This is a genomic window from Pseudenhygromyxa sp. WMMC2535, assembly GCF_011083025.2.
In genome coordinates this window covers 8,540,166-8,553,988 of the sequence record NZ_JABJWV010000001.1, presented here as the reverse complement: position 1 = coordinate 8,553,988, position 13,823 = coordinate 8,540,166, and the positions used below count along the sequence as shown (strand labels likewise).

Below are 13,823 nucleotides of genomic sequence, written 5' to 3'. Positions count from 1 at the left end.
AGGGTATCACGGCGGCTGGCCGCGCTACATCCAGCTGGCGATGCGCTTGGTCAGGGCGCGCTCGTCTTGCTGGGTGTAGTCCCCGATGATCTCGCGCTCGACGGCACGCGACAGCGAATTGCCGTAGTGCTTGCGCAGACGGCCGACGAAGTTCGCGGGCGCGGCGATGTAGAGCCGACGAAACTCGCCCTGGGACTGGCCCTTGCGCAGGCGCTCGACGAGCTCGCGGACGAAGCGGCGCTCTTCTTCTGCGTCATGGCCGCTGGTGTCCACGACCAGGTGTCCGCTCGACGCCGAGGCCTCGATGCGCTCGCGGGCCTCTGGGTGATCGAGCTGCTCGATTGGCTCGAGCACGGGATTGAGCCTGGAGCCCCCGACCTTGTACAGGTGGGCCTGGCTCTGGTCTGCGACGACGAACAAAGTTGGAACCATCGACTACCTCCTAGCGCCTTTCATTGTCTGCTCGCGAGCTGGGTACGCGCAAGGGTCTTTACGCTGAAAAGGCTGCGTAGGGCCTGTTCCTAGGCCATACGACGTTTGTTGGCTGGTCGCGTACGCGCGCTCAACCAGCTGGATCAATTGGCGTATCGAGGATTGCACGATCGACAGATTCACCGAGGCGAAACTCGACAAAACGAAGTGCAGTCTCGAGGCGACCCTGCGCGTCAATGCGCTCGCGTGCCAAGGCGTCGAAGTCCGGGGTGACGCGCTCGATCAGCCCCGGGAGGTCGACCCGCCACGCGGGCGCGTCGCCGCCGGTAGCTTCGGCCGCGGCGGGCGGGTCGGCGGCGGCGCGCAGGAGCAACACGGCCTGGCCGTCCTGGCGGATCTCCGCGCGCGTCCCAGACTCGTCGATCCAGACCTCGTCGAGGTCGAGCTCGCCGAGGTCCTCGCTGACGAAGCCGGCGTCGATCGCCTGCTCGAAGAGCCGGCGGCCGTCGAGCTCGGCGAGGGCCGCCGGGTTCATGCGCGCGCGCAGCTCGAGGACCATGATGGTCGTGAGCAGATCGCGGGCCTCGAGCTCGGCGGGGGTGGCCGTGAGCGCGGCGGTGCGCAGGTCCTCGTAGAGGTCGAAGGTCTCGGGCGCCACCCACAGCGCGGCCGCGCTCCCGTCGCGGGCGGCGAGGGCGTCGGCGTAGCCGCGGGCGGCCTCACGCACGGCGGCCTGTGGATCCGCCGGGCTGGCGAGGGGATCTCCGCCGGAGACGGCCTCTTCGCTGACGATCCGCGGCCCACAGGCGGACAGCGCGAGCAGCGAGGCGAGCCATATCTGGGGGAACCGGGGCACGCTTTCAGTATGCCGGCTTGGCGGCTATTCTTCACCGCCTTTGCGCACCCCGCCCATGGCCGAGTCGAAGTCGACCCTCAACATCGAAGACGAGATGCGTAGCTCCTTCTTGGACTACGCCATGTCAGTGATCATCGCCCGCGCGCTGCCCGACGTGCGCGACGGCCTCAAGCCAGTGCACCGGCGCATCCTCTATGCGATGCACCAGCTCAAGAACCACCACGCGCAGCCCTACAAGAAGTCGGCGCGCGTGGTCGGCGATGTGATCGGTAAATATCACCCTCACGGCGACTCCGCGGTCTACGACGCGCTGGTCCGCCTCGCGCAGGACTTTGCCATGCGCTACCCGCTCGTCGACGGCCAAGGCAACTTCGGCTCCATCGACGGCGACTCCGCGGCGGCCATGCGCTACACGGAGGTCCGGATGCAGCGGCTGACCAGCGAGCTGCTCACGGACCTCGAGAAGGAGACCGTCGACTGGGTCCCCAACTACGACGAGAAGGAGCTCGAGCCGGCGGTCCTGCCGACGAAGGTGCCCAACCTGCTGCTCAACGGCGCGGTCGGCATCGCGGTCGGCATGGCGACCAACATCCCGCCGCACAACCTCACGGAGCTGCTCGACGCGACCATCGCGCTGATCGATGACCCGCAGCTGCCCGTGTCCGAGCTGCTCGGCTTCGTCAAGGGCCCGGACTTCCCGACCGGCGGCGTGATCCTCGGGACCGCTGGCATCAAGCAGGCCTACCTCGAGGGCCGCGGCAGCGTGACCGTGCGCGCGCGCTGCGAGATCGAGGAGGACAAGAAGGGCCGCGAGTCCATCGTCGTCACCGAGATCCCCTACCAGGTCAACAAGACCCGGCTGATCGAGCGCATCGCCTCGCTGGTCCGCGACAAGAAGATCGAGGGCATCGCCGACATCCAGGACTATTCCGACCGCACCGGCATGCGGATCTGGATCTCGGTCAAGAAGGACCACGCCGCCCAGATCGTCCTCAACAAGCTCTACAAGATGAGCGATCTCCAGACCTCCTTCGGGGTCAACATGATCGCCATCGTCAACGGGCGCCCGGAGGTCCTGACCCTCGAGAAGTGCCTGCGCCACTTCATCGACCACCGGCGCACGGTGGTCACCCGGCGCTGCCGCTTCGACCTCGCCAAGGCCATGGCCCGGCGCGAGATCGTCGAGGGCCTCGGCGTCGCGGTCGACTCCATCGACCGGGTGATCGAGCTGATCCGCTCGAGCCGCGACCCCGATGAGGCCCGGGCCAAGCTGATGGCCGAGCCGCTCGAGGGCTTCGCCAAGTTCCTGCGTCGCTGCGACCGCCCGGCCGAAGAGGTCGCGCGGGCCGAGGAGGGGCCCTACCGCCTCAACGAGCGCCAGGCCAAGGCCATCCTCGACATGCGCCTACAGCGGCTGACCGGCCTCGAGCGCGACAAGGTCGAAGGTGAGTACCGCGAGCTGTGCGAGATCATCGCGGAGCTCGAGGCCATCCTCACCAACCCGGCCAAGCTCATGGCGGTGATCCGCGAGGAGCTGCTGACGATCCGCTACACCTACGGCGACCCCGAGGGCCAGGACTCGGGCACCGGGGCCGAGGGCAGCAAGGGCTCGCGGCGCACGGAGCTCGCCGTCGACGAGCTCGAGATCCAGCCCATCGACCTCGTCGCCGACGAGTCGATGGTCGTGATGATCACCCGCGAGGGCTACGTCAAGCGCATGCCGACCACCGAGTACCGCGTACAAAACCGCGGCGGTGTCGGGCTCAAGTCGGGCTCTCAGCGCGACGACGACGACCAGATCATCGAGCTCTTCGAGGCCTCGGCCCACGCGTGGATCTTGCTGTTCACGAACACCGGCCGGGTGTTCCGCAAGCGCGTGTTCGAGTTCCCGCTCGGGACCCGCGGCCAGCGGCCCAAGGCCATGGTCAACTTCCTCGACCTCAAGGACGGCGAGCGCGTGCTCGAGATGGTCGCCTACCGCGAGGAGGAGGTCGACGAGAACCACTTCGTGGTCCTGGCCTCGGCCCAGGGCTACATCAAGCGGACCTCGCTCCAGGACTTCACCAACATCCGCGCCTCCGGGCTGATCGCCGCGAGCGTGGCCGAGGACGACAAGCTGATCGACGCCAAGCTGACCAACGGCAGCTGCGACATCATCATGGCCAGCCGCGAGGGCCAGGCGATCCGCTTCGACGAGGCCGACGTCCGCCGCATGGGTCGCACGGCCCGAGGTGTGCGCGGCATGGGCCTGCGCGACGGCGACGAGGTCGTCAACATCCTGGTCCTGGCCCGCGAGGGCGAGGACGACATCGGGCTGCTGACGGTCTGCGAGAAGGGCTACGGCAAGCGCACGCCGGTCGCCGAGTACCGCCGCCAGAGCCGGGCGGGCCTCGGGCTCAAGACCATCAAGGTCAGCGACCGCAACGGCAAGGTCGTGGGCATGATCAAGGTCCGAGAGGCCGATCAGCTGATGGTCGTGACCTCCGAGGGCAAGATCATCCGCACCCCGGTCGCGGGCATCAGCGAGCTCGGCCGCGCCACCCAGGGCGTCCGGCTGATCCGCCTGGGCGACGACGAGGTCGTGGTCGGCCTCGCGCGCATCGATGATCCGGGCGCCGACGAGGACGACCTCGAGGCGCTCGAGGGCGTGGCTGGTGAGGACGGCGAGGGCGCGGCCCAAGCCAGCGCAGACGCGGACACGGACGAAGGGGAGGGCGCGGACGAGCAGGACGGCGCCGACGCCGACGCCGACGCCGACGCCGACGAGCCCGAGTCCGAGGAGGAGTGAGCACCATGAGCAAGGACGGACGCGCCGGCGCGCGCAGCAAAGAGCTGTTCGCGGCGGCCAGCAAGGTCATCCCCGGCGGGGTCAACAGCCCCGTGCGGGCGTTCAAGTCGGTCGGCGGCGAGCCGCCCTTCATCCGCAAGGCCACGGGCTGCCACGTGATCACCGAGGACGGCGCCGCGCTGGTCGACTACGTCGGCAGCTGGGGCCCCGCGCTCCTCGGCCACGCCCACCCGGAGGTCGTCGACGCGGTCTGCCGGGCCGCCCGCGACGGCCTGAGCTTCGGCGCGGCCACGGCCGCGGAGGTCGACTTCGCGGAGCTGATCTGTAGCCTGGTGCCGAGCCTGCGCGGCGGCATGGTCCGGCTGGTGTCCTCGGGCACCGAGGCGACCATGAGCGCGCTGCGGCTGGCGCGTGGCTACACCGGGCGCAGCAAGATCATCAAGTGCGAGGGCGGCTACCACGGCCACGCCGATATGCTGCTCGTGGCGGCTGGCTCGGGCGCGGCGACCCTGGGTATCCCCGGCAGCGCCGGCGTCCCCGGCGAGGCCGTGCGCGACACCTTGCTGGTGCCCTACAACGACGCCGAGGCCGTGGCCGCGCGCTTCGCCGAGCACCCCGGCGAGATCGCGGCGATCATCGTCGAGCCGGTGGCCGGCAACATGGGCTGCGTCCCGCCGCGCCCCGGCTACCTCGAGCGCCTGCGCTCGCTGTGCACCGAGCACGGCGCGGTGCTGATCTTCGACGAGGTCATGACCGGCTTCCGCGTGGCCCTGGGCGGCGCGCAGGAGCGCTTCGGCATCACTCCCGACCTCACCTGTCTCGGCAAGATCGTCGGCGGCGGCATGCCCGTGGGCGCCTACGGTGGGCGGCGCGAGATCATGGAGAAGATCGCCCCGCTCGGCCCCGTGTACCAGGCCGGCACCCTCAGCGGGAACCCGCTGTCCGTCGCCGCGGGCCTCAAGACCCTCGAGCTGCTCGAGCGCGACAAGCCCCACGCGGCCATCGAGGCCGCGACCACCAAGCTGTGCGCGGGCCTGGCCGAGTCGGCCGCCGCGGCTGGCGTGGCGTGGACGGGCACCCAGGTCGGCTCGATGTTCTCGGGCTTCTTCTGCACCGGGGAGGTCTGGAACTACGTCGACGCCCAGGGCAGCGACCTCGAGCGCTTCGCTCGCTGGCACGGCGAGATGCTCGCGCGCGGGGTCTACCTGGCGCCCTCGCAGTTCGAGGCCGGGTTCATGTCCGCGGCCCACGACGAGGCTGCGATCGAGCAGACCCTCACGGCCGCGGCCGAGGTCTTCGCGCTGCTGGCGGCCGCCGGTTGACGCTCCCCGCGGCGCGCCAGACCAGCGGCTAGTCGGCCTCGGCTTCGGCCTTGCCCTCGCCCGGGCTCGTCATCGTGCGCGCACGCTCGACGAGCTCGGCGGTGAGGGCGTCGTGCGCTGCGTCGAGGCGCTTTCGGCTCCTCCACACTCTGAACAGGATGAAGGCGCCAAAGGTCGTGAGGGCGAGGTGCTGCCAGCCCTCCAGAGGGAGCGCGAGCTCGAAGGCGAGGGGGAGCATCAGCGAGCTCCCCAGCCCGCACAGGCGCAGGTATACGCGTTTGTGCAGGTGTGTGCGCGGCCCGTCGCGGCTGATCTCGAGCTCTCCACTGACGGGGATGCCCATGGCCCGCATGAAGGGCGAGTGGACGGTGTCGCGGACGTCGTTGCGGACAAAAAAATCCCAGAAGTAGATGCGGTCGCGGGAGACCCAGACGGCGGCCTCGTACTCGCCGAGGACCAGGTCGTTGCGCCGCGCGTCGAGGTCATCGAGGACCTCGGCGCTGGGCAGGGTCTCGGGGAAGGCCTGCTCGACGGTCGTCGTCTCGTGCCCGAGGAGCAGGCCCATGCGCGAGGCCCAAAGCCGGCCTCGGCCGAGGCCGACGCCGTCGATGAGCAGCATCGGGATCCCGAGCATGATGGTCCCGACGATGGTGTAGAAGACTTGTTGATCTTGGGTCACGATATTCGTGCGCAGTGCGGGGGAGCGTGTGGGCGGATGTTGGAGACCACGGTCTGGGCGTCCTCCGACTCGATCAGCTGGCGCAGGCTCCAGTAGATCACCGTGTCGAAGCCGTGGGCGCGGACGTCGAGCAAGCTGGCCTGCATGGCCTGCTGTGGGCTGAAGCCCTCGATGCCTTCTTGACGAAAGGCGGCCAGGCCGATGGCGAGGGGCTTTTCGCTGGGGAATTCCTTGCGCCAACGCGAGACGCAGGTGGACACGATCTGGTCGGGGCGCGAGCCGTTGGTCGCGGTGGCGTAGCACTGCGGCACGAGGTAGTCGCAGACCTCGGCGAGCGGGCCAAAGCTCTCGCTGGGCGTGAAGCCGATGCCGTTGACGCCCATCTGACACTCGCGCTCGGCGAACACCTCGGCGATCAGCGCGGCGGCCTCGGGGTAGGGCATGGGCGCCTCGGCCTTGGTCCACGGCTCCTCGGCGTCCCACTGCAAGGAGCGCGCGCCCGTCTCGGCGAGCAGGGGGAGCAGCAGCTCGCCGGCTTGGCGGATATAGGTTGCGTGGGGCATCACCCAGCTCATCAGGTGGACCTCGATGTCGGCGAGGCGGGCGGCCTCGCACAAGGCGGTGATCCGCTGACGATTGAGGAGGTCGAAGTCTCGCGGCGCCCGGGCGTGGCTGTGGTCGTTGACGACGACGTCGAGGCGGTCGATGCCGTGGCGCTGGCAAAAGTCCACGGCGGCCGCGGGCGCGGCCATGGCCTGCCTGCCCGCCCACGCGCCGACCTTGGTGATCGCGGGCAGCTTGTCTTCGGCGAGGGCGGCGGCGAGGACCTCGGCGTAGGTGGCCGGGCCGACCTTGCCGTCGGCCGAGAGCGACTTGGCCTGCTGCCAGCGGGTCACACACTCGACGCAGCCCTCGTCCCAGGCGCCAGTGGCCTCGCTGCCGACGACGAGCTGGATCATGCGGATCTGCGCGGCGCTGTAGCGGCGGCGTTCATTGTATCGAAGCGAAGTCATCGTCAATCAGGGTATCAGGGCGCGCTGTCGGCTGGGGAGGCGGGCTCTGGCTCGACCGCGAGGAGGGCCCCCGAAGCCGCGCGCTGACGCAGGCGCGCACTCACCCGCTGGCGGGCAGCGAGCATGTCCGCGGAGCTGTCGTCGAGTCGTTGTGTGTCGCTCGGGGAAAGAAGACCGAGGCGTCCGAGCTGCGGGCGCTCGTCGGTGGCGTCGACCTCCGCGGTGAGCTCGTCGAGCAGCCCGTGCAGGCGCCCCGAGGGCCGCTCGTATTCCGGCAGCGGCAAGGCGAGGACGAGCTGTGCGGCGAACAGGGCGTCCGCGAGGCCGTCGGTGGCGTCGAGGGTGTCGGTGGCGGTGCAGCTGCGCTCGAGGCTCTCCCGGTTCATGCGGATCAGGTCGCAGAGCATGTCCAGCGCCTTGCTGGGCTCACCTCGCAGGCCGCGGTCGAGGGCGTAGAGTCGCCCGACCTCGTTGGCCCTCGCCCAGCTCTCGGCGCTCGTGCTCTGCTTCGCGCTTTGCTTCATGTGGCATGGAGGGCTGAAATTTGGACGTTCGCGGGCGCGCTCGAGGGCGAGCAGCAGCTTGCGCGCGATCGCAGAGGACAAGAAGGCGCGACGCTGCGCCGCCGTGTCTCGCAAGCGGGCAATGTTCGCGTCGTCGCTGGCGTCGCGGTCGAGGGGGGCGTGGGCTTCGGGGGGCAGCGCGAGGCCTTCGGGGAGCGCCGCGATGACGTACCAGCCGTTGTCCGCGGGTGCAGGGTCCGGGGGCAGGTCGTCTTTGGTCGAATCTGGCGCCGAGGGGCGATCATGGTCGACGCAGGCGGCGGGCCAGGCGAGCGCGAGTAAAGAGGAGACGAGCGCGAGCCCACGGACCTTCGCGCGCGTGCGTTGTTGTGTGTCGGTCATCGAGTGACGGTCAGCCCGGTCTCATCTTGCCGGATTCGACCGGGGGGGTGGGCAACGTCGGCCACGTGGGTTGATTCCGTCGAAGTGAGGGCACTGGGACGCGCTGACCGGCGCGGGCGGGGCAACTCTGGGCTGGGCTGGGCTGGGCTGGGCTGGGCTGGGCTGGGCTGGGCTTGGCTGGGCTGGGCTTTCGCGCGAGCATGACCAAGGAGATCGATGGCAGTGGACTACGACACCATCATCGTTGGCGCGGGATCGGCAGGCTGCGTGATCGCGGCGCGGCTGAGCGCGGACAAGAAGCGCAGAGTCTTGTTGGTCGAGGCCGGTCGGCGGACCCGGGATCTCCGCGTCCAAGCCCCCGGCCTCGCGGCCAGCTTGTGGCGGACCAAGTTCGACTGGGGCTTTCGGACCGAGCCGCAGCCGCACATGGCCCAGCGCCGCAACTACTGGCCGCGGGGCAAGGTCCTGGGCGGGACCAGCTGCCTCAACTACATGATCTACATGCGCGGCCACCGTGGCGACTACGACGGCTGGCGCGACGAGGGCAACGAGGGCTGGGGTTACGACGATGTCCTGCCCTACTTCAAGCGCTCCGAGGACAACGCCGATGGCGGCGACCACTACCACGGGGTGGGCGGGCCGCTGCGGGTCACTCGCAAGCGCGAGGCCGAGATCTGTCATCGCCTGGCCGCGGCGGCTGCCGATGCCCTGGATGCGCCCTTGATCGACGACGTCAACGCCCCCGAGCGCGAGGGCTTTGGCCCCTTCCCGCTGACGATCCGCGGCGGCCAGCGCTGTCATACGGGGGCGGCCTTCCTCGATCCCGTCATGGGCCGGCCGAACCTCGAGGTGATCGAGGGCGCGGTGGTCGAGCGGATCACCTTCTCGGGCGGGCGGGCCACGGGGATCCGCTACCGCCGAGGCGGCGAGGTGATCACGGCGCGGGCCGGGGGGGAGGTCGTGCTGTGTGCGGGGGCGATCGGCAGCCCACAGCTGCTGCTGCGCTCGGGCGTGGGCCCGGGCGAGGCGCTGCACGCCTTGGGGATCGCGGTCAGCCACGAGCTCCCCGGCGTGGGCAAGAACCTGCAAGACCACCTCTTCGTGCCCGCGGGTTACGAGGTCGAGGCGGAGGTCGCGGGGGAGATGGAGCCGGTCAATTTGCTGCGCTGGCTGGGCCGCTACGTGGTCTCGCGGGCGGGCCCATTGAGCTCCTCCGGGGCCGAGGCCGGCGGATTCGTGCGCAGCCGCGAGGACGTGGCGCTGCCCGATCTCCAGCTGCACTTCCTGGGCACCGGGCCGTCGATGGCTTCCCTGGACGACTCCAACTACACCCCCGAGGGCCGCGGCTGCTCGCTGATGCCGACCCTGCTCTACCCCGAGAGCGTCGGCGAGCTGCGCTTGCGCAGCGCCGACCCGGAGGACCCGCCGATCATCGATCCCCATTACCTCGAGGCCGAGGCCGACGTGGACACGCTGCTGCGAGGCGTGCGGATGGTCCACCAGATCGTCGAGCACCCGGAGATCCGCCCGCTCCTCGGTCGGGCGCTCACGCCGATGTCACGGGTGGACGCCAGCGACGCGCTGATCCGCGCCGACATCCGGGCGCGCGCCTCGACCCTCTTTCACCCCGTGGGTACCTGCAAGATGGGCACGGACGAGACCGCGGTCGTCGACGCCGAGCTGCGCGTGCACGGCATCGAGGGGCTGCGGGTCGCCGACGCGTCGATCATGCCGCGGATCGTCGGCGGCAACACCAACGCGCCGTGTGTGATGATCGGCGAGAAGGCGGCGGCGCTCCTGGGCGGCCCGTGGCCCTCGCCCTGAGTCCGCGGCAGGGCGTGAAAACGCCCGTGGCTAGGCCCCGCGAGCGCTGGAATCTCTCCTGAGGGAGGCGCGTGCAAGGGAGGCCATGCGCTCGACTCGACACCGCGCCATCGAACTCACCTTTGGATCGGCTCTGTTGCTCGGGCCGCTCATCTACGCGCTGAGCTTGCCCTCCTTGGGCATGGAGGTCGAGCCGGCGGTGGTCGAGGTCGCGGTGCCGGTCGCGGTGCCGGTCCAAGCCGAGCCCGAGCTCGAGCCCGAGCCCGAGCCCGAGCTCGAGCCCGAGCTGGTCCTGGTCGAGGTCGGCTACTGCGAGGGGGAGGGCGTCGAGGACGAGCTCACGGAGGTCCCCGAGGCGCCCGCGGAGCAAGACGCCACCTGGGCCATGCGCTTCGTCGACAGCGGCACGCTGGTGCTCTCGGAGGCCGCGGATCGCAGCTGGACCAAGGGGCGGCTGCGCGCCCTCGAGGGGGACTATCGCTTCGTCGCGGCCAAGTCGGTGGACTCCGCGGCCATCCCCGCGGACTTGCTCGCTGCGCGCGAGCGGACCTTCGATCTCTACGGGTCCGAGGGGAAGCTCTGCCACGCTCGCCTCGGCGAGCTGCGGGTCGTCGCCCAGTATGGAGGCGACACGATCGTGGATCTGGAGGAGGAGGACGAGGACGGGGAGTACGTGCTCCCGGACAGCGCCGAGCTGCACGGCTGGGTGTGGGACACGCAAGAACACTGGCTGGTCGGGGAGCTCCTGCCCGAGCCGGGCTGCGAGATCGGAGCCGCGCTGTGGGCCCGAGACGCGGCCCTGCCTGCCCCGACGCTGCTGCGCGCGTCGACCTCGGACAACCCGCTGGTGGTCGAGCGTCGCGAGGCCTTCTCGCGCTCCCAGGCGATGGCGGAGATCGAGGCCGGCTACCGCGAGTGGTACGCCTCCCTCGACGAGGAAACGCGCGAGTGGGAGTTGGACTGGGAGACCACGCTCCGTGAGTCTCCTGTCGAGGCGCTGAGCTGGCTGGACGCCAGGGGCGCGCCGAAGCTGACCGAGCTGAACTTTGGCTGGACCGAGGACTGCGGCTTTGGCTTCGACTCGCAGCTGAGCGCCCTCGAGGGCGTGGGCGAGGACAGGGCGGGCGTCGAGGGCTACGCCACTGTCGGGGCGCGCGCCGTCTTCGACGCCGATCTCGACGGGAAGTACGAGTTCTTCTACGTGGATCCCGAAGACGACGAGGTGCGCGTGGCCAGCGAGACCCTCTCTGCCTCGTTCCGCATCGAGCAGGACTGGCACTGCCCTTGCTGAGGCTCTAGTCTGCGCTCGCCCATGGCGAGCGAGGAGCCCAAGCAAGCCGTCGACGAGGCCCGCCACCGCGAGCTCGTCGACAAGCACGTCTACGGGGATCCGAGTCGGCGGACCTCGCTGCGGGGGCGCGCGGCCTGGTTCGAGCACACCTCATCGGCCTCGCTGGGGCTGGAGATCGGCCTGGCGATCGGCGGCACCACCTTGCTGGCCCGCTGGATCGAGAACACCTACACGCACTGGTCGCCCTGGACCACGCTGATCGGCTTCGGCGTTGGCCTGGGCGCGGCGATCAAGGCCGTGGTCCGGACGATCCGCGAGTATCACCGCGAGCTCGACGCGCGCCAGGCCGCCGATGCCGGGGCGCAGGGCGAGGCAGGCGAGGGCGCCGCGGCCAAAGAGGCCGTCGCAGAGACAGCCGAAGCCGGCGAGGAGCTCTCCCCCTGAGCGCCGGCGATCAGCCCCCCGATTCAGGCGGGCTCGAGGCAGGCGAGGCCCCGCGGCGGCCAGTGGACTCGGTCGCCCTGGTCCGCGATGGGCTGCGGATCTCCGCGCTGCTGCTCGCGCCAATCGTGGCCGCGCTGGTGCTCCTGGGTCAGCCGGATCTGGCGATCGCCGCCGTGCTCGGCGGGATGCTGGGCGCCACCAACCTGATCTTCCTCGCCCGGGGGATCTCCAGCGCCATCGAGGGCACGGTGCGGGGCATCGACGAGGCCCGCCAGGCCCGCGGGGAGCAGCCCCTCGCCGAACTCGAGGGCGCCGAGGCCCCGCCAGAAGATCCCACGGCGGTTCGCCGCCCCATCAAAGTGGGGGGGACCTTTCGCCTGCTGCTGATCCTCCTGACCATTGGGGCGCTGATCGTGCTGCGCCCGGGTCGGCCCGAGGGGATCGTGGTGGGGATCGTGGTCGTGCTGCTCGGCGTGGGGATCTCTGCGCATCGTCACAACCGCCAGCGCTGACGCGGATCAGCGGTAGGGGCTGTCGTGGGCCCGCAAGAGCGCGGCCTCGAAGCGCTCGAGCTCGAGGATCGTCCGGCGGAGCTGCGCCCAGACCTCGTCGGGATCGGGGGCTCGCGGCCACATGACCTGCTCCCAGACGTCGTCGGTGCGGTCGCAGGCGAAGAGCAGGGCCCGAAAGGGTTTGACCGAGAGCCCGAACTCGCCGAGCAGGAGGCGATCTTCGTCGTTGAGCTGACGGAGGGAGCGCAGCCAGTCCCACATGGCGCGGCGGGCTTCGTAGAGGGCCGCGTCGTACTCGTCACAGCGCTGGCGGCGAGCCCAGGGGGTCTCCGAGAGCAGCGGCTGGCGGATCCTGCGGATCGGGGTCTCGAGCTCCAGGCGCAGGCGCCGGGCGTCGATGGCGATGGCGGCCAGGGTCGGGCTGAGGTGGTCTGGGAGGGGCTGATGGTCGCCGTTGGTCTGCTCGAGCTCGCGTTCGATGGCCTGGTCGCGCTGCCGGCGTCGCCACCAGCGGTAGCCGACGTAGAGGGTCACCGCGCCACCAGAGGCCATCGTCGCCCAGCTCATGCGCACCTCGCTCGGGACCGACGACCCACGCTCTCAAGATGATCGAAGAGGCTGTGTGTCACCAGTAAAACCAGGAGTTCGTGCTGTGACGGGTAAAGTGGGGGGTGATCGGGACCAGGGCCGGGCCGCAGGTTCGGGCAGCGGCTGCGCGATCGGGCCGGCCTTGGGTATGCTCCCGCCGTGAACCGACGACTCGGCTCGATCTTGCTGATGGCGCTGCTCCCCCTCGCGTGTGAAGTCGAGAAGGATCCCGGCGCAGGTAACGCCAAAGGTGACGCAAAAGGTGACGCAAAAGGTGACGTGAAGGAGAGCGACCAGGTGGCTGCCAAGGCTACCAAGGCTGGCAAGCCGCTCGGCCAGCTGAGCGCCAACGAGATCCTCGATCTGGGCAAGCTGCTCGGTCAGGGGCCCGCGAGCGTGGAGGTGCTCCTCGGCCAGCCCGTGGAGGCGGGGACGCGCGAGAGCTCCTGCGTGCGCTTCGTGCCCTCGCGGGTGTTCTTCAAGTGCAAACACGACATCCGCCGCTACGACCACCCAAAGCTCGAGCGCGTGGTGATCGACTATCAGGACGGCAAGGCGGCCGAGGTCCAGGTGATCGGCATCCCTGGTCAGGGAGACTTCGAGCCGCGCGCGGCCCTGGCCGCCCTCGGGATCTCGCTGCCGGGCGAGCCCCACCACCGCAACCCCTCGGGGATGGGGGACAAGGAGGGCGTGGTCGTGGACGTGTGGGAGTGGGGCAACGACGGCGCCCGGCTGCGCGTCGCGGGCCAGGAGTATCGCGTCCGCGTGTCCAGCGTGGCCATGCAGTGGAGCACCTCGAAGATCGAGCTGCTCGACAACAGCCCGCTGAGCGCGGACCAGCAGGCGCGGATCATGCCGATGCGCGGCTCGGGCGAGGCCGTCAGCTCGCCGCTGTAGATCTCCTCCCACCTCGGCGCTCGCGCTGCACCGATGTCGTATTCGCGGCCAGAGGCGTGAGGAGCCCTGGCCTAGGAGCCCGTGGTGAAACCCAACACGACACCTGGCTTGGTCTTTTCGCCGAAGGCTTTGTCGCCAAAACTTGCAGTACGCCCGGTACAGCGGCGTTTTGGCTTCGCGCCCTCGACAAAAATCCCGGCGCCAGGAGCCGCGCTGGGTTTCACCACGGACTCCTAGGAGCCCGTGGTGCTGGGCGCCTGTCGCGCATGTTC

Annotated in this window: 13 protein-coding genes; 7 read left to right on the top strand and 6 right to left on the bottom strand. The window is 70.0% G+C overall.

The genetic code is table 11. The features are described from left to right. Positions 1–24: 24 nt before the first annotated feature. A complete protein-coding gene (locus G6O69_RS33040; RefSeq protein WP_172307454.1) occupies positions 25–432 on the bottom strand; it encodes a host attachment protein in 408 nt (135 codons plus the stop codon). 130 nt (positions 433–562) lie between these two features. Continuing rightward, positions 563–1,288 (bottom strand): hypothetical protein, encoded by a 726-nt coding sequence (locus tag G6O69_RS33035; protein ID WP_172307453.1) that lies wholly within the window; start codon positions 1,286–1,288, stop codon positions 563–565. Between the two features lie 55 nt (positions 1,289–1,343). Here G6O69_RS33035 and gyrA point away from each other — a divergent pair, with 55 nt between their 5' ends. Both gyrA and hemL read left to right on the top strand, forming a co-directional pair. Beyond that, positions 1,344–4,076 (top strand): DNA gyrase subunit A, encoded by a 2,733-nt coding sequence (gene gyrA, locus G6O69_RS33030; RefSeq protein ID WP_172307452.1) that lies wholly within the window; start codon positions 1,344–1,346, stop codon positions 4,074–4,076. Positions 4,077–4,081: 5 nt separating this feature from the next. Next, a complete protein-coding gene (hemL, locus tag G6O69_RS33025; protein WP_172307451.1) occupies positions 4,082–5,398 on the top strand; it encodes a glutamate-1-semialdehyde 2,1-aminomutase in 1,317 nt (438 codons plus the stop codon). 28 nt (positions 5,399–5,426) lie between these two features. On the opposite strand, the gene G6O69_RS33020 is transcribed toward hemL, so the two are convergent. Genes G6O69_RS33020 through G6O69_RS33010 form a run of 3 tightly spaced genes read right to left on the bottom strand, consistent with a single transcriptional unit; the run spans position 5,427 to position 7,995 of the window. After that, positions 5,427–6,077 carry a hypothetical protein gene (locus G6O69_RS33020; protein ID WP_172307450.1) on the bottom strand — a complete coding sequence of 217 codons (651 nt, stop codon included), beginning with the start codon at positions 6,075–6,077 and terminating at the stop codon, positions 5,427–5,429. Continuing rightward, positions 6,074–7,090: a peptidoglycan-binding protein gene (locus G6O69_RS33015; RefSeq protein ID WP_172307449.1), complete on the bottom strand. Its 1,017-nt coding sequence runs from the start codon at positions 7,088–7,090 to the stop codon at positions 6,074–6,076. Before G6O69_RS33015 ends, G6O69_RS33020 begins: the two co-directional genes overlap by 4 nt. A gap of 14 nt (positions 7,091–7,104) precedes the next feature. Continuing rightward, positions 7,105–7,995 (bottom strand): hypothetical protein, encoded by an 891-nt coding sequence (locus tag G6O69_RS33010; protein ID WP_172307448.1) that lies wholly within the window; start codon positions 7,993–7,995, stop codon positions 7,105–7,107. A 216-nt stretch (positions 7,996–8,211) separates the two neighbouring features. Between G6O69_RS33010 and G6O69_RS33005 the strand changes: the two genes are divergently transcribed. The 4 genes from G6O69_RS33005 to G6O69_RS32990 all read left to right on the top strand — a co-directional run bounded on the left by G6O69_RS33005 (position 8,212) and on the right by G6O69_RS32990 (position 12,066). Then, a complete protein-coding gene (locus G6O69_RS33005) occupies positions 8,212–9,819 on the top strand; it encodes a GMC family oxidoreductase N-terminal domain-containing protein (RefSeq protein ID WP_217909961.1) in 1,608 nt (535 codons plus the stop codon). 85 nt (positions 9,820–9,904) lie between these two features. Further along, positions 9,905–11,110 (top strand): hypothetical protein, encoded by a 1,206-nt coding sequence (locus tag G6O69_RS33000; RefSeq protein WP_172307446.1) that lies wholly within the window; start codon positions 9,905–9,907, stop codon positions 11,108–11,110. Positions 11,111–11,131: 21 nt separating this feature from the next. Continuing rightward, the gene (locus G6O69_RS32995) at positions 11,132–11,554 is read left to right on the top strand and encodes an AtpZ/AtpI family protein (RefSeq protein WP_172307445.1); all 423 of its coding nucleotides are present in this window, start codon (positions 11,132–11,134) and stop codon (positions 11,552–11,554) included. A gap of 62 nt (positions 11,555–11,616) precedes the next feature. Beyond that, positions 11,617–12,066 (top strand): hypothetical protein, encoded by a 450-nt coding sequence (locus G6O69_RS32990; protein ID WP_172307444.1) that lies wholly within the window; start codon positions 11,617–11,619, stop codon positions 12,064–12,066. A 6-nt stretch (positions 12,067–12,072) separates the two neighbouring features. Here G6O69_RS32990 and G6O69_RS32985 read toward each other — a convergent pair whose 3' ends face one another. Beyond that, on the bottom strand, positions 12,073–12,633 hold the full coding sequence (locus G6O69_RS32985; protein ID WP_172307443.1) for a hypothetical protein: 561 nt from the start codon (positions 12,631–12,633) through the stop codon (positions 12,073–12,075). 180 nt (positions 12,634–12,813) lie between these two features. Here G6O69_RS32985 and G6O69_RS32980 point away from each other — a divergent pair, with 180 nt between their 5' ends. Beyond that, the gene (locus tag G6O69_RS32980; RefSeq protein WP_172307442.1) at positions 12,814–13,551 is read left to right on the top strand and encodes a hypothetical protein; all 738 of its coding nucleotides are present in this window, start codon (positions 12,814–12,816) and stop codon (positions 13,549–13,551) included. Positions 13,552–13,823 lie beyond the last annotated feature (272 nt).

Coding starts and splice junctions, on each gene's coding strand:
- G6O69_RS33040 (WP_172307454.1), bottom strand. CDS start 432: ATGGTTCCAACTTTGTTCGTCGTCGCAGACCAGAGCCAGGCCCACCTG.
- gyrA (WP_172307452.1), top strand. CDS start 1,344: ATGGCCGAGTCGAAGTCGACCCTCAACATCGAAGACGAGATGCGTAGC.
- hemL (WP_172307451.1), top strand. CDS start 4,082: ATGAGCAAGGACGGACGCGCCGGCGCGCGCAGCAAAGAGCTGTTCGCG.
- G6O69_RS33015 (WP_172307449.1), bottom strand. CDS start 7,090: ATGACTTCGCTTCGATACAATGAACGCCGCCGCTACAGCGCCGCGCAG.
- G6O69_RS33010 (WP_172307448.1), bottom strand. CDS start 7,995: ATGACCGACACACAACAACGCACGCGCGCGAAGGTCCGTGGGCTCGCG.
- G6O69_RS33005 (WP_217909961.1), top strand. CDS start 8,212: ATGGCAGTGGACTACGACACCATCATCGTTGGCGCGGGATCGGCAGGC.
- G6O69_RS33000 (WP_172307446.1), top strand. CDS start 9,905: ATGCGCTCGACTCGACACCGCGCCATCGAACTCACCTTTGGATCGGCT.
- G6O69_RS32995 (WP_172307445.1), top strand. CDS start 11,132: ATGGCGAGCGAGGAGCCCAAGCAAGCCGTCGACGAGGCCCGCCACCGC.
- G6O69_RS32985 (WP_172307443.1), bottom strand. CDS start 12,633: ATGAGCTGGGCGACGATGGCCTCTGGTGGCGCGGTGACCCTCTACGTC.